Origin of the sequence: Tistrella mobilis (genome assembly GCF_039634785.1) — a bacterium.
GTDB classification, from domain to species: domain Bacteria; phylum Pseudomonadota; class Alphaproteobacteria; order Tistrellales; family Tistrellaceae; genus Tistrella; species Tistrella mobilis.
On sequence record NZ_JBBIAB010000003.1, the window covers coordinates 266,943 to 290,076 of the forward strand.

Consider the following 23,134-nt stretch of genomic DNA (forward strand, 5'->3'; position numbering starts at 1 on the left):
AGGATCGATCAGAGCTTGGGCTCGACGATCTCGCGGGTCTCGACGGTGCCGTTCTTGAACTCGTAGATCGCGAAGGTGCCGGACACGTCGCCGGCGGCATCGAAATCGAGCGAGCCGGAAGCGCCGACATAGTCGATGTCCTTGCCTTCCTTGATCAGCTTCACCGCCTTTTCCCACTCACCCGGCAGGATCTTCTCGCCGGGGGCGTTGGCGACCTCGCGGAGCGCATCGCGGATCTTGGTGCCGTCGGTGGAGCCGGCCTTCTCCATGGCCAGCGCCAGGACATAGACCGCGTCATAGGTGGTGTCGATATAGGGCTTGGGCGGCAGCTGCTTGAACTTCGCCTCGTAGGCGGTGCGGAACTTCGCCGCCGCCGGGCTGTCGGCCACGGCTTCCGGCGCGATGCCGACCGTGTCCTTCAGGTATTCCTCGCCGATCGCCTGCGACATTTCGGGCGCCTTCAGGCCGTCGGAGAAGACGAACTTGGTGAACAGCCCCTCTTCCAGCGCCTGACGGACCACGGTGGTGCCGTTCTCAGGGTAGGCGATCAGGACCAGCGCCTCGGCACCGTCCTTGGCGGCATTGGTCAGCTCACCACGATAGGAGGCGCTGCCCGGCTCGAAGGCGAGCGAGGCCGCAACCTTGCCGCCGCCCTTTTCGAAGGTCTTGGCGAATTCTTCCGCCAGGCCCTGGCCGTAGTCGTTGTTGATGTACATCACCGACACGGTCTTGTAGCCCTCGTTCGCGGCGAGCTGGCCCATCACCGTGCCCTGCAGCGCATCCGACGGCACCGAGCGGAACAGGAAGTCCTTGTCGTCGAGCGAGGTGATCACCGGCGAGGTCGAAGCCGGCGAGATCTGCGGCACCATGCGTGCCGCCGAGACCGTGGTGGCGACCGGGATGGTCACGCCCGACGAGAGCGCGCCGACCATCGCGTTGACACCCGCCACCGAGACCAGACGCTGCGCCGCGTCCACGCCCGCCTGGGCGTTGGTCTGGGTGTCGGCCACTTCCAGGGCCAGCTTGCCGCCCAGCACGCCGCCCTGCGCGTTGATCTCTTCCATCGCAAGCTCGGAGCCGGTCACCGAGGCCACGCCATAGGCCTGAAGGTCGCCGGTCAGCGGCATCAGAGCACCGATCTTCGCTCCGGCGGCCCAGGCCGGCGCCGCAGCGACGATCATCGAGGCGACAACGGCCGCAGTGGCGGTCCGGATCGGATTGAGCTTCATCGCTTCCCCATCTTTTTCTGGTTGCGATCCAACATCATGCGTCGACGACCCGGGTGCCGCGGCGTCCGGCGGGGGCCTTGGGCGGTCACCTTCGGCAACCGGCCGGCCCGGATCCGACCACCGCGAGCCGTCGTTCCGGAGCAGGAAAGCCCTGCGCCATCTCTCCCGCGCGGGCCGCCTGTCCCGGCCTCCCCGGGCTCGGGCTGGGGCCATTATGCACGGCTGAGCGCGGAACCAGAAGCGGGGAAACTCGCCTTACGCCTGATAGGAAAGCCATGCAGATCGCGCACGGGTCTGGTGCCATGCAGAAGCTGCATTGTTGCAGTGCGAAATGGACCCCTCCCGAAACCGATCGATCAGGCGTATCTCTAGCTCATCGAAACGACACGATGCGCCGCCGCAGCTCAGGCGCCCCGACCGAGCCCCCCAAGCACGCAGCCCTGAAAGACCTTCAGGATGCGACCGGTCGAGCGGCCCGGCAGCGAAGACGGCGCAGCCCCTAGGAGACCTGTCATGACCGCCTTCATCCCTGGCGTCATCTCGCTGAAGAACGTTGTTGCCCGGATGATCCGGTGGCGCCTGGAGCGTCGGACCTATGCCGAGCTGAAGTCCCTCGACGACCGCATGCTGGCCGATATCGGCATCTCGCGCGGCGAGATCCGCTCGGTCGCGACCCATGGTCGCCAGGGTCACGAGGTTGCCGGCTACGGCGTGTGATCCAGCGAGCCCGGCTGTGGATATAGCCGGAGATCGCGCCTGAAACAAGCTTCGCATCTGGAACCGTCCTCCCCCGGATCCCGATGCGATAACTGAAGCGTTTCCCCCGCTTCAGCCTGCCCGGGCCGCTGCCGCCCTCCCTCGGCAACCGGCCCGACCCCAGCCCGGCGTCTGCTGCGCCTCCGCCTGCCCTCCCTCAGGCCCGAGTGCTGCGCGACGCCGACGGGACCGGTCGTTCCCCACTTGCGACCTGCCCCGCGATGCCTTGACGACGGTCCGGCCGCCCTCCCTCGGCCCCACCGTCCGCCCCTCTCCCCAAGGGGCCGCATCGCCGGGCCGCAAGACGGACCGGTCACCGCATCACGGCCCCGACGCTTCCCCCGTCGGGGCCGTTTTTTTTGCCCGCCCTTCCCCTCCTCTCCTCGCTTTCCGCATCCCTGCCGATGGAACCCGATCGCCGCCCCTGAGGTTGGCATGTCACGGGATCCGTGTCGTTCCTGCGGCCGGCCCGTTGAGTGCACTTCAGGGATGGAGAGGGACGTGTCGCGCCCGACGGACATCTCGCGCCGGGATTTTCTGCGCGCCGCCGCCGCTGCGGGGGTGACCGCATCGGTCATGCCGCTGGGCCAGGCCCTGGGGGCGATGATCCCCGAACGCAGCACCCGCCCGCCCGACTGGCTGGACGAGTCGGGGCGCATCCGCTTTCGCCATGACGGCATCCGCAAGGTGACCGGCGACAAGGTGTTCGCGGTCGACATCCGCGCCCGGGACATGCCCGGCTGGCCCAAGACCCAGGCCCATGCCTTCCTGCTGCGCGCAACCCAGGCCGACCGGGTGTTCGAGGGTGTCGACCTGTCGATGCTGCCGCCCGAACTTGCGCCCGACCGGCTGGTCACCGCGACCGAGCTTGCGGCCGACGGCGTGGCCATGCCCGAACCCGATTTCTATGGCGACCTGCTGCTCAGATCCGGAGAGATACCGCCTCTGCTGGGCCAGCCGGTGGCGCTGCTGATCTATCACGACTATCCGCGCTTCCGCCGGGCGAAGCAGCTGCTGCAGTTCAACCAGGATGCCATCCGCTATGGCCGGGAGACGGGGGTGCAGGCCCGACCGCCCTATGGTCGCGCGCGCTTCGTGCGCATCGGCGGGGCCACCCCCTTCGCCCCCGACATCTATTCCCCCATGACCGGCACGGTGCTGCGCCCGCCCGCCGACAGCAACGACTGGCCGGCGGCCGATGCAGAGGGGGATGCGGCGGCGCGCGCCATGCATGCCGCAGAAGAGATCGCCCGCAGCCTGGAGAGCGCCGACCACGATCTTGCGGTCTTCCGGCGGGAATATCATTCGCCCTATGTCGACCCGGCGGCGCTGGAACCCGACAACGGCAATGCCTGGTACGACCCGGCCGCGGGGCGCCTGCATCTGGTGACCGGCACCCAGTCGCCCTATACCAACGCCACCCATGTGATCGCCATGGTCCGGGCCAGCCGGTTCCGGCTGGACGAACTGCGCTTCAATGCCGGCTACACCGTCGGCTACGGCCAGAAGGAACATCATTCCCTGCCCTATTACGCGGCCATGGCCGCGCTTTACGCCGATGGCCGGCCGGTGCGGCTGGCGCTGAACCGGTGGGAGCATTTCCAGACCGCGATCAAGCGCCACCCCTTCCGGATCGATGCGGCGATCGCGGTCGACCGCCGGACGGGGCAGTTCCATACGCTGCGCATGGATCTGCTGGGCGATGGCGGCGGGCGGATGAATTTCAGCCCCTCGGTGGGCGAGGTCGCGGCAAGTGCGGCGCAGTCGATCTACTATTTTCCGCAAAGCGACCTGTCGGTGCGGGTGGAGGCGTCGCGCGCCCCGACCGCCGGGTCGATGCGCGGCTATGGCACGCTGCAATCGATGAGCGCGACCGAGATGCTGGTCGACGAGATCGCAGACGAGCTGGGGCTGGACGCCATCGAACTGCGCCGGCGCAACCTGCTGACCGCGGGCATGAAGAACACCCAGGGCGCCGTGCCGGCCGGGCTGCTCAGGGCAGGCGAACTGCTGGAGGCCGCCGCCCGCCACCCGCTCTGGACCGAACGGCACGAGCGCAAGCGGCTGCACGACCAGGACCATCCCGGTCATCACTACGGGGTGGGCTTCGCCGCGGTGCAGAAGGATTACGGCACCGGCGCCGAGGCGGCGATCGCCCGGGTGGCGCTGGGCGCCGACGGCCATATCCATCTTCGCCATGTCTGCAACGAGATCGGCAACGGGTCGACCTCGTCGCAGATGCTGGTGGTGGCGGACTGGCTGGGCCGGCCGGCCCATGATGCCGAATTTGCGGTGACCGACTGGCCGGAACTGCCGCTTACCTCGAATGACGAGCCCTATACCATGTCGCAGGCGGCGCAGGATCAGGCGGCGCGCGATCCCCATTGGGTACCGCGGATCACCTCGCCGCGCAGCGCCTCCAACTCGGCCTATTACCTGTCGCATGCAACGCGGGAGGCGGCGCGGATCCTGTTCGAACGCGGGCTGTGGCCGGCGGCGCTGTCGATCTGGCGCGAGGGCATCGGCGGCGGCCAGGCGGCCCCGCTCGCGATCCGGCGCGAGGAGGCGGTCTGGCGCGACGGGTTGCTGGTCGCGGCCTCGCTGGAGCCGCTGCCGCTGGCCAGGCTGGCGGCCCGCGCCCATCAGATGGGGCTGGTGACCGGCGTCGTGGTCCATACCTTCAACCGCTGGTCCTGGACCGAGGCGGAGTTCGAGCTGGAGGACGGCACCCACCGCTGGCCGATCGATGCGCTGGCGCTACGCCGGGGCGATGGCGGCTATGACTTCCAGCCCCGCCGGCGGGTCTTCTACCCGCCCGTCCAGCGCAACAATGCCGCCGTGGTCTATTACGCGCCGGTCGCAACCCTGGTCGAGCTGTCGGTGAACGGGGGTTCGGGCGAGGTCCGGCTGCTGTCGCACCACTCGTGGATGGAATGCGGCAACATGATCGTGCCCGAGCTGGTCTCGGGCCAGCTGCAGGGCGGCATCGCCATGGGCATCGGCCATGCCCTGTTCGAGGAATTGCCGCTGTATGAGGACGGGCCGGGCAACGGTACCTGGAACTTCAACCGCTACCGCCTGCCACGTGCATCGGATGTCGCGGTCTGGTCGCAGACCGGCCAGGTGCTGCCGCCGCTTTCGCCCACCGATCCGCCCAAGGGCATCGCCGAGGTGACCATGATCCCGATCGTGGCGGCGCTCGCCAACGGCATCGCCCATGCGATCGGCCACCGCTTCCGCGACCTGCCGATCCGCCCCGAAAAGATCAGGGAGGTGCTGCTGTGATCCCCGCCACCAGATCGGTGCGGCTGACCGTCAACGGCCGGGATACCGGCCCGGTCGAGGTGCCCGAAGACCTGATGCTGCTTGAATTCCTGCAGGAATATCTGAACCTGACCGGCACGCGCTATGGCTGTGGTCAAGGGGTCTGCCGTGCCTGCACCGTGATCCTGGACCGCCCCGACGGCCGGTCGCGGGCGGTGCCCAGCTGCGTGACCGGCGTCGCCCATCTGGATGGGGCGCGGGTCCGCACCGTCGAAGGCCATGCCAGGCGGAACGAGGATGGCAGCCTGGCGCTTTCCGCCATCCAGCAGGCCTATCTGACCCATTTCTCCTTCCAGTGCAGCTATTGCACCCCGGGTTTCGTCAACGGCGCGACCGTGCTGATCGAACGCCTGGCCCGCGAGCCGGTGCCGCGCCGGGATGTGGAGCGCGTGGTGCTGGAAGGCATGGACCGGCATATCTGCCGCTGCACCGGTTATGTCCGCTATCTGGCCGCGGTGCGCGACGTGATCCTGTCGACGCCGGGTCTGACCACCGACCGGCCGGCGAGCAAACGGGATGACGGATCATGAGGCGGCGGCTGATTCTGGGGGCGCTTGCCCTGGTCGTTGTCGTGGTCGTAGCAGTGGTGGCGGTGCCGCTGCTGACCGGCGCCGGGCCGATCCCACCTGCGACGGTGGACCTGGCCCGGCTGGATGCGGGCCAGCGCACCCGGCTGGTGGAAAGAGGCCGCTACATCGCCCGTGCCGCCGACTGCGCCGCCTGCCATGTGGCCGAGGATGGCCGCGCCTATGCCGGCGGGCTGCCGATGGAAACCCCGGTCGGCACGATCTACGGCACCAATATCACGCCCTCGCACGATCACGGCATCGGCGGCTGGAGCGCGGACGATCTCTATCGGGCGCTGGTCTACGGCATTCTCCCCGATGGCGGCCGGCTGTATCCGGCCATGCCCTATACGTCCTATCACGCCATGACCCGGGCGGATGTGGATGCGCTCTCGGCCTATCTCGCCAGCCTGCCGGCGGTGGAGAAGCCGAACCGGCCGCCGGATCTGGCCTTCCCCTTCAACATCCGGCCGGCGATCGCCTTCTGGAACCTGGTCTTCCGGCCCGAGCCGGGTGATCTGCCCCCGCCTGCAGGCAGTGCCGCGCCGGCCGGCGATCACGCCCGCGGCCGCTATCTGGTCGAGGTGCTGGGCCATTGCGGCGAATGCCATACCCCCCGCAACCTGGCTTATGCGATGGAAGACGACCGGCATCTTCAGGGCGAGGTGATCGAAGGTGCGCTCGCCCCCGACATCACCCCGGCCGGCCTCTCGGCCCGCGGCTGGACGGCGGAAGATCTGACCGGTTTCCTGTCGACCGGCCTTTCGCCCCAGGGGACGATGACTTTCCGGATGTATCCGGTGCTCCACCATTCCACCCGCTATCTGACGGCAGAGGATGTGGGGGCGATCGCCGCCTATCTGACCGAGGGGGCCCCGCCCCCGACACGGCCCGAACCGGTCACGACCGGCCATACGCAGAACCCCGGCCACGACATCTATCTGGGCTTCTGCGCCGGCTGCCACGGGGCCGATGGCGAAGGCCACCCCGCCGCCTCGCCGCCGCTTGCCAGCAACACCACCGCCATGCTGCAGGACCCGCGCAATCTGGTGAAGGTGATCCGCGACGGCATTCCGGCCCGCCCGCTCGCCGGCACCGGCCGGATGCAGGAAATGCCGGCCTTCGGCGACCTGCTCGACGACGGCGAGATGGCGGCGCTGGTCAACTATCTGCGCCGCCGCTGGGGCGGACAGCCCGGCGACGTCACCGCAGAGCGGGTGGCGGAGGTGGGGCCGCGCTGAGCGGCCCTGCCTCAGGCTCCATCCGTCTCAGGCATAAAGCCCTTCGATGACATCCGTGTACTTCCTGTACACATTGCTGCGCCGGATCTTCATGGTCGCCGTCACTTCGTCGTCGTCATGGTCCAGTTCCTTGGTCAGCAGATGGAAGCGACGGATCTGCGACACCGGGGCGAGGCCGGCATTGGCGCGGGCGATTTCGGCCTCGATCAGGGCCCGGACCTTGGGGTTTTCGGCTAGCGAGCGGAAGGTGGTATAGGCGATGCCCTGCTCTTCCGCCCAGCGCGCGACGGTGTCGTAATCGATCTGGATCAGGGCGGCGACGTATTTGCGCCGGTCGCCGATCACCACGCATTCCTTGACATAGGGGCTGGATTTGGCAGCGTTCTCGATCTCGGTCGGCGACAGATTCTTGCCGCCGGCGGTGATCATGATGTCCTTGATCCGGTCGACGATGCGGATATGGCCGTCGACCTCTTCCCCGACATCGCCGGTGTGCAGCCAGCCGTCGCGGATGGTGTCGCGGGTCGCGGCCTCGTTCTTGTAATAGCCGGCAAAGACCGAGCCGCCCCGCACCAGGATTTCGCCGGTGGCGGGGTCGAGCTTTACCTCCACCCCCTCGACGGCGGTGCCGACCATGCCAGGGCGCGCATCCTCGGGCGCCTGACCGATGGCCACGCCCGAGGTCTCGGTCTGGCCATAGGCCTCGACCAGCGGCACGCCGATGGTGCGGAAGAAGCGCAGGATCTCAGGCGAGATCGGGGCCGCGCCGGTGATGGCGACATGCGCCCGGCGCAGGCCGATGAAGTTCTGCAGCGCCCGGAACACCAGCAGATACCAGAGCCCGAAGCGCAGCCGCTGGGCCATCGTCCAGTCGCGGCGCGGCTTCCAGGCAAGCGGCGTGCAATCGCGGACCGCCCGGTCGAACAGCGCCTTCCGCCAGCCGCCGGTCTCGGCCATCTTGATATGGATCGCGGCGTGCAGCTTTTCCCAGATCCGCGGCACGCCCATGAAGAAGCTGGGCGCCACCTCGCGCAGATCCGACTGCACCGTGCGCAGGCTTTCGCCGAACGAGATCCGGCTGCCCAGATAGAGCGGTGCGAAATTGGTCATCGCCTGTTCGGCGACATGGCAGAGCGGCAGATAGCTGAGGCTGGAGGCCTCGCCGTCCAGATGCAGCCGCGCGACCAGCCCGGGCACGACATGGGTGATGTTGCGATAGGTGATCACGGCACCTTTGGGCTTTCCGGTCGAGCCCGAGGTGTAGATCATGAGCGCGGTGTCATCGAGCGTCTGGGCATCGAGCAGCGCATCGGCCCGGCCGGGATCGGCGGCATGGTGTTCGGCGCCCAGCCGTTCCACCTCGTCGAAGGGGATCAGGTCGGGCTCGTCATAGCCGCGCAGGCCGCGCATGTCGACGACCACGATCCGGCGCAGTCGCGGCAGCTCCGCCCGCCGTTCCAGCACCTTGTCGGCCTGTTCCTGATCTTCGACCACCACCACGTCGACATCGGCATGGGCGAGCACATAGGCCACCTCCCCCGCCGGGCTGGTCGGATAGACGCCGACGGTGACCGCACCGATGATGCCGGTGCCCAGCTGGGCGATCACCCATTCGGCGCGGTTTTCGGACAGCACGCCGACATGGCCGCCGGCGCCCACCCCCAGCACCTCCAGCCCCAGGCCGAAGGCGCGGGCGCGCGCGAAATAGCCGGCCCAGGTGATCGGCTGCCAGATGCCGTAATCCTTCTGGCGGATCGCGAGCCGGTCGCCCTGCCGGCGGGCATGCTCGCGCAGCATCTGGGGCATGGTCAGGGTCGGAATCGCCATGGTCATGACAGCCACCGCTTGCGCCGCTTGTAATGCTTGATGTCGCGGAAGGACCGGCCGCCGCCATCCTCGCCGCCATGGCCCAGATAGAATTCCTGCACGTCCTGATTGGCGGCAAGCTGGGCCGGCGTACCGTCGATCACCACCCGGCCGCTTTCCATGATGTAGGCATAATCCGCCACCGCCAGCGCGATGGCGGCATTCTGTTCCACCAGCAGCACCGCGGCCCCGCGCTCGCGGTTGATGCGCAGCACGATCGAGAAGATCTCTTCCACCACCATGGGGGCGAGGCCCAGCGACGGCTCGTCGAGCATGATCAGCTGCGGCTCCGCCACCAGCGCCCGGCCGATGGCCAGCATCTGCTGCTCCCCGCCCGACAGATAGCCGGCCAGCCCCTTGCGCCGCTCTTTCAGCCGCGGGAAATAGCCGTAGACCATGGCCAGCGCGTCGTCGGTGGACCCGACACTGCCGGCGCTGCGGGCATAGGTCGCGGCGATCAGGTTCTCTTCGACCGTCAGATCCTCGAAGACCCGGCGGCCTTCCATCACATGGAACAGCCCGTCATGGACCAGCCGGTCGGGTTCCCGCCCCCAGGCCTCGCGGCCGCGGAAGCGGACATGGCCGGCGGTCAGCCCGCCATTCTCCAGCCGGATCAGGCCGGACACGGTCTTGAGCGTGGTGGATTTGCCGGCGCCATTGGCGCCGAGCAGGGCCACGATCGCGCCGGGGGCGACGCGGATCGACAGCCCGCGCAGCACCTGCACCGTGTGATTGTAGACGACCTCTATGTTCTCGATATCGAGCAGAGGATCGGGAGAGGCTGACGTCATCGGCAGGGCCCCGGTGGCTGTGGCCGGCCCGGACACCTGTCCCGGGCCGGCCGTCGGTCGGACGAGGTCAGGTGAGCGCGATCCAGTCGGAGGCCGGCACGTAGCGCTTCTCCGAGAACTTGACCTGGTAGATGCGGCCCACCGGCACCGAATGGGTCTTCATCGAAATCGGCAGGCCGATGATGCCGCCGGTGTCCCAGTTCTCGATGCTTTCCAGCGCCGCCTTCATGTTTTTGGCGGTCATCTCCTGGCCGCCCTCAATCACCCGCCGGGCGATTTCGGCGAAGAGCATACCGGTGAACCAGCTGGCGACATAGGGGACGGGGCGATAGGTCACGTCCGGCGCATGCTGCTTCGTCCAGGCCCGCATGGCCTCGAAATTGGCGCCGCTGGCGTCACTGTCGTAATAGTTGTAGGGCATCACGCCCATGAAGCCGTCGGAGGGCTCGCCCACCTGATCGATCAGCAGCTTGTCCATGGTGTAATAGGTGCCCATGAACTTCGTCTTCAGGCCCATCTGCTTCATCTGAACGATGAATTCGTTGATCGGCGACAGCACATAGCCGTGGAAGATCACATAGTCGGGGCGCGAGCGGCGCAGCTTCAGCACCTCGGCCGAGACGTCGACGCTGCCGGGTTTGGTCACGATCTCGTCGACCAGCTCGATGCCCAGCGCCTTGGCGCGCGCCTTAGCCGAGGCGATCGGGTCGCGGCCGAATTCGGTGTCGCTGTAGACCAGCGCCAGCTTGGGCGCCGAGCCGCCCGAGGCCTCGTTCTTGATGTATTGCAGCAGGATGCCGACCTGCTCGGCATAGCTGGGGCCGGCGATGAAGTGATAGGGGTAGCGGCCGGGATCGGCCAGTTCCGAAGCGAAGCTCGCCCCCGACATCACCGTCGTGCCCAGCTGAACCAGTTCCGAGGCGATCGCCTTTTCGAAGCCGGTGCTGTCGCCGAAATAGAAGGGCGGCTTGTGGGCGGCGGTGATCTTCTTGAAGGCCGCCACCGACACGTCGACCTTGTAGCCGGTGTCTTCCATCACATAGCGCAGCTGGCGCCCGGCGACGCCGCCATTGGCGTTCTTCCATTCGACGAAATCGTTCAGCCCCTGATGGCCGGCGATCCCGGCAAAGGCGAAGACGCCGGTCATCGGCAGCGAGCCGCCGATCACGATGTCGTCGGCGGCAAGCGCGCTCCGCGGATCGAGCCCGGATTTGAGCGCAAGGCCGAGGGCCGCGGCACCGCCGCCATATTTCAGGAGATCGCGGCGCGAGAGGCCGCGCATGGTGCTGGACATGGGTGTCTCCTCCCTGAAAGGACGCCTGCCGCCGGTTCTGGCCGGCGGTCGTTGACGATCGGGCAGGCCCCGGGCACCGGTCAGGTGCGGAAGGGCCAGAGGTGGAAGAACCGCCGGAGCCTGCGCCACATCTCGGCCAGGCCATGGGGTTCGAAGATCAGGAACAGAACGATCAGCAGGCCGAAGACCACCTCGCGCATCGGCGACAGCACGACCGGGGCCTGCGGATAGAAGGGGGTGACCATGGTGGTGACGAAGCGCAGGGCCTCGGGCACCAGGGTCATGAAGATCGCCCCCAGAATGCCGCCCAGGATCGAGCCCATCCCGCCGACGATGATCGCGGCCAGGAAGAAGATCGACATGGTGAGCGGGAAGCTTTCGGGCGTCACCACCCGGAAGAAATAGGCGAAGAGCCCACCGGCGACGCCCGCATAGAAAGAGCTGAGCGCGAAGGCGTAGAGCTTCCACCGCAACAGGTCGATGCCCAGCACTTCGGCCGAGATGTCGCGGTCGCGGATGGCGATGAAGGCGCGACCGACCCGGGTGCGGAACAGGTTGCGCGCGCCCATGCAGGCGATCACCGCCACCCCCATGATCAGCCAGTACATCGACCGGTCGTCGCCCAGCACCAGGCCGAAGAGGTCGGCCGGCGGCACCTGCAGCCCGCCGATACCGCCGGTGACCGGGTCCCAATGGGCGAAGACGAAATGGGCGATGACCGAGGCGGCGAGCGTCGCGATCGCGAGATAGAGCCCCTTGACCCTGAGCGAGGGCAGGCCGACCAGCACGCCGAAGGCGGCGGAGGCAAGCCCCGCCAGCGGCAGGGTCAGGATGAAGGGCACCCCCCAGCGGCTGGCGAGCACCGCGACCGTGTAGCCGCCGATCCCCATGAAGGCCGCCTGGCCGAGCGAGATCTGGCCGGTGAAGCCGGTCAGGATGTTGAGCCCGGTGGCGCTGATCACGTTGATCGCGACCAGACAGGCCAGATAGATGGTGTAGTCGTTGCCGATCAGGGGAAAGACCAGGATGGCGACGATCAGGGCCGCGAACCACGCCCGGCGCACGGGCGTGTCGAAGATCATCTCGTCGGCGATATAGCTGGTCTTGGCGTCACCGATACGCATCGCGATCCGGTCTCCGGTGCGGTGGTGGCGAAGGGAACGGGGACAGACACCCGGTCAGAGACGCTCGATCTCGCGGGTGCCGAACAGGCCGTAGGGGCGGACGATCAGGATCGCCGCCAGCAGAGAGAAGGTGGCGAGCTGGCGGTATTCGCCGCCGAGATAGGTGCCGGCGATGGTTTCGATCCAGCCCACGAACAGCCCGCCGATCAGCGCGCCCAGAATGCTGTCGAGCCCGCCCAGGATCACGATCACCAGGATCGACAGCCCGACCACGCCCATCTGCGGGCTGAGCCCGCCGCTGGCCGCGACCAGGATGCCCGAGATCGCGGCCGCGAAGGCCCCGGCCATCCAGGCGGCCGAGAACACCTTGGGCACGGCGATGCCCATCGAATAGGCCGCCGCCTGGTCGGACGCCGTGGCGCGGAGCGCCACGCCGCCGCGGGAGAAGCGGAAATAGAGCAGATAGACCACGATCACGCAGGCCGCGATCACGAAGGCCCAGCCCGATTTCGGCGCCACGAACATCTCGCCGATCATGATCGGCTCTCGCGGCAGGAAATCGGGCAGCAGCTGCGGGTCGGCGGTCCAGAGCATTTCGGCCAGGCCGATCAGCACGCTGGCGATGCCCACCGTCACCATCACCACCGAGATCGGGTTTTCGCCCAGCATCGGCCGGATCGCGACCCGCTCGATCACGCCGCCCAGAAGCGACCCGCCGATCACCGCCAGCGGCAGCGACACATACCAGGGCCAGTCCAGGATGCCGGCGAAGGTGAGGAACAGATAGGCCGAGAACATCATCATCTCGCCGACGGCGAAATTGATGACCCGCGTCGCCTTGTAGATGATCACGAAACCAAGGGCGATCAGGGCATAGAGCCCGCCGGTCGCCAGCCCTGCAAGGCTGACTTCGCCGAAGAACAGCCAATCCAACGGCCGCCTCCTTCCACATGCAGGATGCCAGGCAAGGGGGGATATCAGGTCAGACGGGTTGGTCCGGGGAGCGGGACGGTCGGCCGGTCAGGCCGCCGCCTGGCCCGCCTCCAGCCGTGCGCGCATCTGCCCGACATCGCCCGCCCCCAGATAGGCGCGGATGACCTCGGGGTCTTTCTGAACCTCGGCCGGCCGGCCGGCGGCGATGCGCTTGCCGAAATTCAGCACGGCGACATGATCGGAAATGTCCATCACCAGGCCCATATCGTGTTCGACCATGAGCACGGTGACGCCCCATTCCTCTTTCACGTCCAGAATGAAGCGGGCCATGTCCTCGCGCTCCTCGCGGTTCATGCCCGCCACCGGCTCGTCCAGCATCAGCACGGTCGGCCGCATGGCGAGCGCGCGCGCCAGCTCCACCCGCTTCTGGAGGCCATAGGGCAAGGCGCCGACCGGCAGGCCGCGGATATGGTCGATTTCCAAGAAATCGATGATCCGCTCTTCCACCTCCTGCCGCAGCCGCGCCTCTTCCGCCCGCGCCCGGCCCCGATAGATCAGGGCATCGACCAGCCCGGTCTTCAGATGGACATGCGCGCCGAGCTTGATGTTGTCGAGCACGGTCATGCCGCGGAACAGGGCGATGTTCTGGAAGGTGCGGGCAAGCCCCAGCGCGGCACGGGCCGGCGGCTTCAGGCGACTGACGTCGCGGCCGCGGAAGCGCACGGTACCGGTGTTCGGCTTGTAGAAGCCCGAGATGGCGTTGAACAGCGAGGTCTTGCCCGCGCCGTTGGGGCCGATCACGGTGGTGATCGACCCCTCCTCGACGGTGAGCGACACATCGGTCAGGGCAGCCACGCCGCCGAACTTCAGACCGACGCCCTCAACTTCGAGTATGGCCGTCATGTCGCGCCCGCCCGACGGCAGACGCGCGGATGCACCTCTCCCGTCTCCCCGGCACGGGCGCATCCGTGCCGTCGATGGTGACCGTTCACCGGTAATGTCTCCCTCCCTCGCGGGGCGGTCTTTATTATTTTAGAACCACTCCCGTCCCTTCAGGCTAGGAAACTGTCCGGTAGGTGTCAATCGACATTACCCGCGGGTAAGAAGATTTCCACGCTGTAAAAGCGACAGCCCGCGCCCCCGGAGGTCCAGGGGCGCGGGCTGGCCGCAAACGGATAGATTGCACCGGTGGAACCCGGCCGGATCGGCGCCGGTCAGACGGCGACGAAGCGCCAGATGCCGTCCTCACCGGTCTCGCGGCGGATGGCGTTGCGGTGGACCAGATTGTTGATATGGGCCAGCGCCTCGCCGGTGGCGAAGACCAGCTGCTGGGCATCGAGCTTGCGGTTGCCGAACAGCAGCGGGAACGTGTCGCGCACGGTGCAGGGCCCGGCGCGGCAGGCGGTCAGGATCGCGTCCAGCCGGTCGTGATGATGGGCGGCCAGCGCTTCGACCCGGTGATGCAGGCCATAAAACGGCGCGTCATGGGCCGGCAGCACCAGCGTGTCTTCAGGCAGTTCAAGGAATTGCGGCATGTCGGCCAGGAACATCGCCAGCGGGTCGCCGTCGGGTTCGGTCGGCCAGACCGCGACATTGGGGCTGATCCGGGGCAGAACCTGATCGCCCGAAATCAGCACCTTGCGCTTTTCGGAATAGAGCGAGACATGCTCCACGGCATGGCCGCGGCCGATCAGCACCTGCCATTCGTCGCCGCCGAAGGCGACCTTCGCCTCGCGGCTCATGCGCAGGAAGCTTTGCGGCAGTTCCGACACGCCCTTGCGATAGCCGCTGGTGCGGCCGTGGATGCCCTCGATCTCGTCGGTGGTCAGCCCCGCCTTGCGGTAATAGGAGAGCCTGGCGTCATGGGCGCCCGAGGCGACCTCAAACCACACCGCCCGCGCCATCAGCCATTCACCCAGCGAGGCATGGAAACGCGCGCCCTCCCAGCGGCGCACCATCCAGCCGGCCAGGCCCATATGGTCGGGATGGTAGTGGGTGACGACCACGTCGACCACCGGCCGGCCACCGAGCGTCGCCTCGAACACCTGCTCCCACAGATCGGTGGTCATGCGGGTGTTGATGCCGGTATCAACGACGGTCCAGCCCTCGGGCCCGTCGACCAGCCAGAGATTGATGTGGTTGAGCGCGAAGGGCAGCGGCATCCGGACCCAGAAGACGCCCGGGGCGACCTCCAGGCTCTGCCCCGGCTCCGGGCGCGTGGTCAGGGGATAGACGACCCCGGCGGCACGATCCATGTCTTGGCCTTTCCTTGCATCACCTCCCCCTCGTCAGACAGATCCGTCTTCTCAGATCCCGGCCCCCGCCTCTGCGGGCGTTCGGACCGTCGTCGTCTGCGGCACAGGCTTCCCCGCGGCTTCTGGGCGGCCGTCTTGGAAAACCGGGCCGCAACCGGGGCCTGGCGGTCGCCCGCCACGGCCCCGGTGCATGCGCATGTTCCTGGCGATCAGGCCGCGAACTGCTCGGGGCTGAGCGCCATGATCGAGGCCGAACCGGCCTTGACGGTGCGGGCAAGCCCGGCCGCGAGCGGCAGGACCTGCTCGGCATAGAAGCGGGCGGTGATCAGCTTCGCTTCCAGGAAGGCCGCATCATCGGCACCTTCCGAAAGACCGCGGATCGCGGCCGCGGCCGAGATCGCCATCATCCAGCCGCCGGCAACCGTGCCCATCAGCCGGGCATAGGCGGTGGCACCCGAGAGCACGGCCTGGGCATCGCTGCCGGCCCGGGCGATCAACCAGTCGGTGGCATCGTCGGCGGCAGCCACCGCCTCGGCCAGCGCGGCGGCGATGGTGGCGGCATCATCGCCCTCCACCGCCTTCAGCGCGTCGGCGGCAGCGCCCATCTCGGCGACCAGCGCCTTGATCGACTGGCCATTGTCCATCGACAGCTTGCGGCCGACCAGATCCATCGCCTGAATGCCGTTGGTGCCCTCGTAGATCAGGCAGATGCGGGCGTCGCGCAGATGCTGGGCGGCGCCGGTCTCTTCCACATAGCCCATGCCGCCATGGATCTGGACACCGGTCGAGGCCAGTTCGAAGCCCAGATCGGTCGACCAGCCCTTCACGATCGGGATCATCACCTCCACCCGGCGCTGGGCCTGGCGGCGGGCTTCCGCATCCTCGGTATGGCGGGCGCGGTCGATCATCGCGGCGGTATAAAGGCCGAGCGCACGGGCGGCTTCGGTCTGCGACTTCATCAACATCAGATTGCGGCGCACATCCGGATGCATGATCAGCGGTGCCGCACCCTCGGCGCCGGCGGCGCGGCCCTGGCGGCGCTCCTGCGCATAGGCGAGCGCCTGCTGATAGGCGCGCTCGGCGATCGCATAGCCCTGAATGCCGACATTCAGCCGGGCATTGTTCATCATGGTGAACATGTACTGCAGGCCGCGATTCTCTTCGCCGATCAGATAGCCGGTGGCACCGCCACCGTCGCCGAACTGCATCACCGCGGTCGGGCTGCCATGGATGCCGAGCTTGTGCTCCAGGCTCGCGCAGCGCAGGTCGTTGCGCTGGCCCAGCGTGCCGTCGGCATTGACCAGGAATTTGGGCACGATGAACAGCGAGATGCCCTTCACCCCCGCCGGCGCATCCGGGGTGCGCGCCAGCACCAGATGAACGATGTTCTCGGTCAGGTCGTGCTCGCCATAGGTGATGAAGATCTTGGTGCCGGTGATGGCATAGGTGCCGTCATCCTGCTTCACCGCCTTGCTCCGCAGCAGCGCCAGATCCGATCCGGCCTGCGGCTCGGTCAGGCACATGGTGCCGGTCCACTCGCCCGAGACCAGCTTTTCCAGATAGGTCTGCTTCTGGGCGTCGGAGCCGTGGGCGGTCAGCGCCTCCACCGCACCGATGGTGAGCAGCGGGCACAGCCCCCAGGCCATATTGGCCGAATTCCACATCTCGGCGCAGGCCGAGGCGACGGTGATCGGCAGGCCCTGGCCGCCGAATTCCGGCTCAAACGGGATCGAGTTCCAGCCGCCGTCGACGAACTGGCGATAGGCCTCGCGCCAGCCTTCCGGCGTGCGGACCACACCGTTTTCGACCCTGGAGCCGGTCTGGTCGCCGGTGCGGTTCAGCGGCGCGATCACGCCGCCGGCCAGCTTGCCGGCTTCTTCGAGGATGGCGTCCACGGTGTCGGGGGTCGCCGCATCGCAGCCCGGAAGCTGCGACAGGCCTTCGATGTCGACGATCTCGCGCATTACGAAGCGCATGTCGCGGATGGGTGCCGTGTAACCGAACATGGATGTCCTCGGAGTCTCGGGGCCCTGGGGAAGGCTCGGGGCCTTGGGAGAAGGATGCAGATGGCTGGAAAGATCGACCGGCCAGCGTGAAAAGCAAACGCTCGCTTGGCAATATTCCACCACCAGGGGCCGCCCGAAGGACCCCTCTGGTACAAGCCGGCCCCTCGATGCGACCGCCACCCGCCGCAAGGCGGGCTGCTTTCGCCCGACGTTATAGCATCTGCGGCAGACGCGTGCAGGGGATAAACGTCACAGGGCCCGGCACCGCCGCCTGCACGGGCGACGGGCCAGGCCCTGGAGACACGGGGCCCTGGAAACACGGGGGCCCTGGAGACGCGGGCGGGACCGTGGTCAGTCGGCCGCCTGACGGCGGGCTGCCGACGGCGCCGGCGTGACGGCCGCGGCCGAAAAGGCCTCGGTCGCCATGGCCGTCAGGCGGGTCGCCTCGTCCATATAGTCGCGCACGGCCTTTTGGGCGAAGCCGTTCGCCATCTCGATGAAGTCGACCGGCGTGCGGCAGGCGCTCAGCTGTTTCTGGCTGGCGAAGTCGTCGTTCAGCCGGCCCATCACGAACCGGCCGTATTCCTGCGCGATCCGCCCGGCCGCATCCACGACCGCGCGGTTGATCTGGAACCAGGTCTCCACGGCCTCGCGGCCGCCGGTCATCATGGTGTCGAAAGACACCGGCGGCAGAAGCGCCGTCTCGGGTGCTGCGGATGTCGAGGGGCTGACGGTCATGGCTGTTTCCTCCACCTCAGGGGGGCGGTGCGACAGCAGGGGTCGCATTCATCTTCCGTTTACCCTGTCACAAAAATCAATACCTTGATCTGCATCAACTTCCGGTCGGTTTCATGTGCCGATAAACGCCGGATCGAGCCCCAGCTCCGCAACCAGCCAGCGCAGCAGGGCGCGGATGGTCGGCTGGCGCGCGGCCAGACGCGGAAACACCAGATGATGGCCGACATAGGTGATATCGCGGGCCCGCCCCGCCAGCGGCCGGACCAACAGACCCGACCGGATCTCGCGTTCGGCCAGCCGGGTCGATTCCAGCGCCACCCCCAGCCCGTCGGCCGCTGCCGCGATGGCCAGAAAGCTCCGGTCGAACCGGGCGCCCTGGGCCGGCGGCGGCGCCAGGCCGTTCGCCTCGAACCAATGCGGCCAGCGGATCAGCTTGTTGTCGCTCTGCAGCAGCCTCTGGTGCAGCAGATCGGCAGGTTTGCGGATATAGGGCGCCAGGGCCGGGGTGCACAGCGGCACCACCGTCTCTTCGCCGAGGGGGATGACCACGATGCCGTCGCGGGGCTGCACCTCGCCATAAATGATGTCGGCATCGAATTCATTGGTCTCAAAGCGCGCGTAATCGGTGTTGGCTGCCAGGCGGACATCGATCTCGGGATTGGCGTTCAGAAAGCGCGACAGCCGCGGCGTCAGCCAGGTGGCGGCAAAGCTCGGCGCGCAATGCAGCCGCAGCAGCCCGGGGCCGCTGGTCGAAATCAGGTCGATGCCGCGGCGGATCTCTTCGAAACCACGCCCGACATGGCCGATCAGCGCGGCCCCGTCGGGGCTGAGCCGCACCGCACGGGTGGACCGCACGAACAGGGCCACGCCCAGCTGATCCTCCAGCTTGCGCACCGCATGGCTGACGGCGCTGGGGGTCAGGGACAATTCCTCGGCCGCCGCCCGGAACGAGCCGGTGCGTGCGGCGGCCTCGAAGGCACGAAGCAGGGAAAGCGGCAGCGGTGGGGCCATATTACGGATGAACCTGATTCATCAATTGATGCAAACTTCCCGTTTGTCGGGCTGCGCGGGTTTGCCGATGCTTGGGTCAATCAAAACCCAAAACGGCGGAGGAAACCATGCTCCTGAACGGCAGAACGGCCGTGATTTCAGGTGCGGCGAGTGCGCGCGGCATCGGCTACGCCACAGCAAAACTGTTCGCGGACCAGGGCGCCCGGGTGGTGATTCTGGATCTTGACGAAGCGGCCTCGTCTGCCGCTGCCGCGGACCTGCCGGCCACGCCCGCCGGCCTGCCGCATCTGGGCCTCGCCTGCGACGTCACCGACCGCGAGGCCTGCCTTGAAGCCACCGCCCGGATCATCGCCACCTGCGGCCGGATCGACGTGCTGGTCAACAATGCCGGTGTCACCCAGCCGGTAAAGCTGCTCGACATCACCCCCCCCGACTGGGACCGCATCCAGGACGTCAACCTGCGCGGCACGCTCTATCTCAGCCAGGCGATCATCCCGCATATGTGTGCCGCCGGCGGCGGCTCCATCGCCTGCATGTCCTCGGTCTCGGCCCAGCGCGGCGGCGGCATCTTCGGCGGCCCGCACTACTCCGCCGCCAAGGCGGGGGTTCTGGGCCTCGCCAAGGCAATGGCCCGCGAATTCGGCCCGGCCGGCATCCGGGTCAACTGCATCACCCCCGGCCTTATCCAGACCGACATCACCGGCGGCAAACTGACCGACAAGATGCGCCATGAGATCCGCAAGACCATCCCGCTCGATCGGCTGGGCGAGGCCGCAGACGTCGCCGGCGCCTGCCTGTTTCTCGCCTCGGACCTCTCGTCCTACATCACCGGCGCGGTGATCGATGTGAACGGCGGCATGCTGATTCATTGATTTGGCCCTCGCCGGGCGGGTGCTACCGCGCCGGTTTGGCAGCCCCTCGACGGGCGATGCTCCCTTCTTTCCAGTGCTTCGAGGTATTTGATGACCACCGATGTCGATGCGGCGCGTGGGCACGCGCTGGCCAATGTCAGTCTGGCGGAGCGCGCCTGGCGCATCCGGCGGCTGGCGGTGCGGATGGGCGAGGTTCAGGGTCAGGGCTATGTCGGCCAGGCTCTCGGGGTCGCCGATCTGCTCGCCGTCTCCTATTTCCACGCCCTGCGCTACCGCCCCGAGGATCCGCTCTGGGAGGGGCGGGACCGCTTCCTGCTCTCGATCGGCCACTATGCCATCGCCCTTTATGCCGCGCTGATCGAGGCCGGCATCATCCCCGAAGACGAGCTTGAGACCTATGGCACCGACGACAGCCGGCTGCCGATGTCGGGCATGGCCGCCTATACCCCGGGCATGGAGATCACCGGCGGCTCGCTGGGCCACGGCCTGCCGATCGCGATCGGCATGGCGCTGGGGCTGAAGCGCAAGGCCTCCACCTCGTTCATCTACAACCTGATGTCCGATGGCGAGCTTGGCGAAGGCTCGACCTGGGAGGCGGCGATGTCGGCCGGCCATCACCGGCTCGACAATCTGATCGCGCTGGTCGACTTCAACGACCAGCAGGCCGACGGCCATTCCCGCCAGGTGCTGTCGGCCGAACCCGTCACCGACAAATTCCGGGCCTTTGGCTGGCATGTCCAGCGGGTCGACGGCAACGATATCGATGCGCTGCGCACGGCCTTCGACACCGCACGTGAGCTGGATGAACCCAAGCCCCGGGTCATCATCTGCGACACCACCATGTGCAAGGGCGTGCCGTTCCTCGAAGCCCGCGAGATCACCCATTTCATCCGGGTCGAACCCGATGAATGGCAGCTGGCCCTGGCTGCGCTCGACGAAGGAAAGCCCGCATGACCGCCCTGAAGCGCCCCGCCGGCCGCCCCGCGCCGGTCCGCGATCCCTCGCGCCCCCGGCTGACCACCTCGGCCATGATCGCCTCGCTGGCGGCCGAGGGCCAGCGCACCGAACCCGCCCCCTTCGGCCATGCCCTGGTCGAACTGGCGAAGACCCGGCCCGACATCGTGGGCCTGACGGCAGATCTTTCAAAGTACACCGATCTGCACGTCTTCGCGAAGGCCTTCCCCGACCGCTTCTACCAGATGGGCATGGCCGAACAGCTGCTGATGGGGGCAGCCGCCGGCCTCGCCCGCGAAGGCTTCATCCCCTTCGCCACCACCTATGCGGTCTTCGCATCGCGCCGTGCTTATGATTTCGTCTGCATGGCGATCGCCGAGGAAAGCCTGCCGGTCAAGATCGTCTGTGCCCTGCCGGGCCTGACCACCGGCTATGGCCCCAGCCATCAGGCGACCGAGGATCTGGCGATCTTCCGCGGCCTGCCGAACATGACCATCGTCGATCCCTGCGACGCGATCGACATAGCCCAGGCGGTGCCGGCGATCGCCGCCCATGACGGGCCGGTCTACATGCGGCTGCTGCGCGGCAATGTCCCGGCGGTTCTGGACGAGTACGACTACAGCTTCGAACTGGGCAAGGCGAAGCTGCTCCGCGACGGGGCCGAGGTACTGTTCATCTCAAGCGGGCTGATGACCATGCGGGTGCTGGAGGCGGCGAAATCGCTCGCTGCCGACCGGATCGGCGCCGCGGTGGTGCATGTACCGACCATCAAGCCGCTCGACACCGAAACCATCCTGCGCGAGGCCGCCCGCCCCGGCCGGCTGGTGGTGGTGGCCGAAAACCACACCATCATGGGCGGGCTGGGCGAGGCGGTGGCCGCAACCCTGATGCGGGGCGGCGTTCATCCGGCCTTCCGGCAGATCGCCCTGCCCGATGCCTTCCTGGATGCGGGCGCCCTGCCCACGCTGCACGACCGCTATGGCCTGTCGGCCGCAGCCGTGACCACCGCCGTGAAGGGGTGGCTCTGAAGGGGGGGCTCTGAGGGGGAGCCCGATCCCGCCGACACCAGACCGGTTCCGGGCCGGACAAACCCGGACGACCGGCACCGAAAACCGGGCCGGCGCCACACGGAAAGACCAAAAGGGGGGAAAACCACATGCCGATCGAAATGCGTCGCCGCACCTTCCTGGCCGCAGGTGCCGGGCTGTTTGCCGCCCCGGCGATCCTGAGCCTGACCGGCGGCCGCGCCCGCGCCGCCACCACGCTGACCCTGGGCCATGGCGCCGCCGCGGGCAATCCGCGCGCCGTCGCCGCCGAAAAATTCGCCGAACTGGTCAAGGCACAGACCAATGGCGAAATCGCGATCAACATCGCGGGTTCGGAACAGCTGGGCAACGACGTCGCCATGCTGACCTCGATCCGCACCGGCAGCCTGGACCTTACCGCCAACAGCCAGGGGGCGGCATCGGGCATCGTGCCGGAAATCGCGGCGCTGGGCCTGCCCTTCCTGTTCAGGGATGCCGCCGCGGCGATCCGCGTGCTCGAAGGGCCCATCGGCACCGATCTGGATGCCGCTTTCGGCAAGGTCGGCATGATCCCCCTCGACTGGTGGGACAACGGCATCCGCCACGTCACCAATGCCAGGCGGCCGGTGGCAACGCCCGAGGACCTGAAGGGTCTGAAGATCCGCACCCCGGCCGACCCGATGACGATCTACATCTTCACCGCCCTCGGCGCCGCCACCCAGCAGATCGCCTTCAGCGAACTTTACGTGGCGCTCCAGCAGGGTGTGGTCGACGGCCAGGAAAACCCACTCGCCAATATCGCGAGTTCCAAGCTCTACGAGGTCAACAAATACATCAGCCTGACCGCCCATAAATGGGAATCGACCCCCTTCCTGATGTCGCCGATCGCCGCCGCCCGCGTCGGCAAGGATGGGCTTGCGGCGATCAAGGCGGCAGCGAAGGAAGCGGGCGTGCTCCAGCGCCGGCTGATGGCCGAAGCGGACGTGAAGCTGCTTGCCGACTTCAAGGCCAACCCGGCAGTGGCGGTGAACGAGGTCGACCATGCGGCCTTCGTGCAGGCGACCGAGCCGGTCAACGCGGCCTGGATCGACAAGCCCTTCGGCGGCTTCGTCAAGCGCCTGATCGACGCCGCCAAGGCCTGATGGAGGC

General features: G+C 67.7%; 19 protein-coding genes. 8 read left to right on the forward strand and 11 right to left on the reverse strand.

Annotated elements, in window-relative coordinates:
• Window positions 1–8: 8 nt before the first annotated feature.
• Entirely contained in the window at window positions 9–1,229 is a 1,221-nt protein-coding gene (locus WI697_RS05955; protein WP_296716475.1) for an ABC transporter substrate-binding protein, read from the reverse strand.
• A 513-nt stretch (window positions 1,230–1,742) separates the two neighbouring features.
• Here WI697_RS05955 and WI697_RS05960 point away from each other — a divergent pair.
• The 4 genes from WI697_RS05960 to WI697_RS05975 all read left to right on the forward strand — a co-directional run bounded on the left by WI697_RS05960 (window position 1,743) and on the right by WI697_RS05975 (window position 7,116).
• Entirely contained in the window at window positions 1,743–1,946 is a 204-nt protein-coding gene (locus WI697_RS05960; RefSeq protein WP_014748361.1) for a DUF1127 domain-containing protein, read from the forward strand.
• A gap of 528 nt (window positions 1,947–2,474) precedes the next feature.
• Window positions 2,475–5,270, forward strand: coding sequence for a xanthine dehydrogenase family protein molybdopterin-binding subunit (locus tag WI697_RS05965; protein ID WP_345957799.1), 2,796 nt, complete (start codon window positions 2,475–2,477; stop codon window positions 5,268–5,270).
• Entirely contained in the window at window positions 5,267–5,839 is a 573-nt protein-coding gene (locus tag WI697_RS05970) for a (2Fe-2S)-binding protein (protein WP_345957800.1), read from the forward strand. Before WI697_RS05965 ends, WI697_RS05970 begins: the two co-directional genes overlap by 4 nt.
• A complete protein-coding gene (locus WI697_RS05975; RefSeq protein WP_345957801.1) occupies window positions 5,836–7,116 on the forward strand; it encodes a cytochrome c in 1,281 nt (426 codons plus the stop codon). The genes WI697_RS05970 and WI697_RS05975 overlap by 4 nt, the downstream gene beginning before the upstream one ends.
• A 27-nt stretch (window positions 7,117–7,143) precedes the next feature.
• Here WI697_RS05975 and WI697_RS05980 read toward each other — a convergent pair whose 3' ends face one another.
• From WI697_RS05980 to WI697_RS06025, 10 genes are all read right to left on the reverse strand, one after another.
• The gene (locus tag WI697_RS05980) at window positions 7,144–8,949 is read right to left on the reverse strand and encodes an AMP-dependent synthetase/ligase (RefSeq protein ID WP_345957802.1); all 1,806 of its coding nucleotides are present in this window, start codon (window positions 8,947–8,949) and stop codon (window positions 7,144–7,146) included.
• Window positions 8,946–9,773 carry an ABC transporter ATP-binding protein gene (locus WI697_RS05985; RefSeq protein ID WP_345957804.1) on the reverse strand — a complete coding sequence of 276 codons (828 nt, stop codon included), beginning with the start codon at window positions 9,771–9,773 and terminating at the stop codon, window positions 8,946–8,948. Before WI697_RS05985 ends, WI697_RS05980 begins: the two co-directional genes overlap by 4 nt.
• A gap of 67 nt (window positions 9,774–9,840) precedes the next feature.
• Window positions 9,841–11,067 carry an ABC transporter substrate-binding protein gene (locus WI697_RS05990; RefSeq protein ID WP_082828741.1) on the reverse strand — a complete coding sequence of 409 codons (1,227 nt, stop codon included), beginning with the start codon at window positions 11,065–11,067 and terminating at the stop codon, window positions 9,841–9,843.
• Between the two features lie 80 nt (window positions 11,068–11,147).
• Entirely contained in the window at window positions 11,148–12,191 is a 1,044-nt protein-coding gene (locus WI697_RS05995) for a branched-chain amino acid ABC transporter permease (protein ID WP_062767394.1), read from the reverse strand.
• A gap of 54 nt (window positions 12,192–12,245) precedes the next feature.
• The gene (locus tag WI697_RS06000) at window positions 12,246–13,124 is read right to left on the reverse strand and encodes a branched-chain amino acid ABC transporter permease (protein WP_296716504.1); all 879 of its coding nucleotides are present in this window, start codon (window positions 13,122–13,124) and stop codon (window positions 12,246–12,248) included.
• 87 nt (window positions 13,125–13,211) lie between these two features.
• Window positions 13,212–14,027 (reverse strand): ABC transporter ATP-binding protein, encoded by an 816-nt coding sequence (locus tag WI697_RS06005; RefSeq protein WP_062767390.1) that lies wholly within the window; start codon window positions 14,025–14,027, stop codon window positions 13,212–13,214.
• Window positions 14,028–14,338: 311 nt separating this feature from the next.
• Complete coding sequence (locus WI697_RS06010; RefSeq protein ID WP_014748371.1) at window positions 14,339–15,379, reverse strand: MBL fold metallo-hydrolase; 1,041 nt, start codon at window positions 15,377–15,379, stop codon at window positions 14,339–14,341.
• A 209-nt stretch (window positions 15,380–15,588) separates the two neighbouring features.
• Window positions 15,589–17,385 carry an acyl-CoA dehydrogenase gene (locus WI697_RS06015; protein WP_345957805.1) on the reverse strand — a complete coding sequence of 599 codons (1,797 nt, stop codon included), beginning with the start codon at window positions 17,383–17,385 and terminating at the stop codon, window positions 15,589–15,591.
• A gap of 351 nt (window positions 17,386–17,736) precedes the next feature.
• Window positions 17,737–18,123, reverse strand: coding sequence for a phasin family protein (locus tag WI697_RS06020; RefSeq protein WP_062767384.1), 387 nt, complete (start codon window positions 18,121–18,123; stop codon window positions 17,737–17,739).
• 111 nt (window positions 18,124–18,234) lie between these two features.
• Window positions 18,235–19,134 carry a LysR substrate-binding domain-containing protein gene (locus WI697_RS06025; RefSeq protein WP_345957806.1) on the reverse strand — a complete coding sequence of 300 codons (900 nt, stop codon included), beginning with the start codon at window positions 19,132–19,134 and terminating at the stop codon, window positions 18,235–18,237.
• A gap of 107 nt (window positions 19,135–19,241) precedes the next feature.
• Here WI697_RS06025 and WI697_RS06030 point away from each other — a divergent pair, with 107 nt between their 5' ends.
• The 4 genes from WI697_RS06030 (at window position 19,242) to WI697_RS06045 (ending at window position 23,127) form a co-directional block, all read left to right on the forward strand.
• A complete protein-coding gene (locus WI697_RS06030) occupies window positions 19,242–20,006 on the forward strand; it encodes an SDR family NAD(P)-dependent oxidoreductase (protein WP_345957807.1) in 765 nt (254 codons plus the stop codon).
• 90 nt (window positions 20,007–20,096) lie between these two features.
• Window positions 20,097–20,960 (forward strand): transketolase, encoded by an 864-nt coding sequence (locus WI697_RS06035; protein WP_062769194.1) that lies wholly within the window; start codon window positions 20,097–20,099, stop codon window positions 20,958–20,960.
• Window positions 20,957–21,988, forward strand: coding sequence for a transketolase family protein (locus tag WI697_RS06040; RefSeq protein WP_062769191.1), 1,032 nt, complete (start codon window positions 20,957–20,959; stop codon window positions 21,986–21,988). Before WI697_RS06035 ends, WI697_RS06040 begins: the two co-directional genes overlap by 4 nt.
• A 128-nt stretch (window positions 21,989–22,116) precedes the next feature.
• Complete coding sequence (locus tag WI697_RS06045; protein ID WP_345957808.1) at window positions 22,117–23,127, forward strand: TRAP transporter substrate-binding protein; 1,011 nt, start codon at window positions 22,117–22,119, stop codon at window positions 23,125–23,127.
• Window positions 23,128–23,134 lie beyond the last annotated feature (7 nt).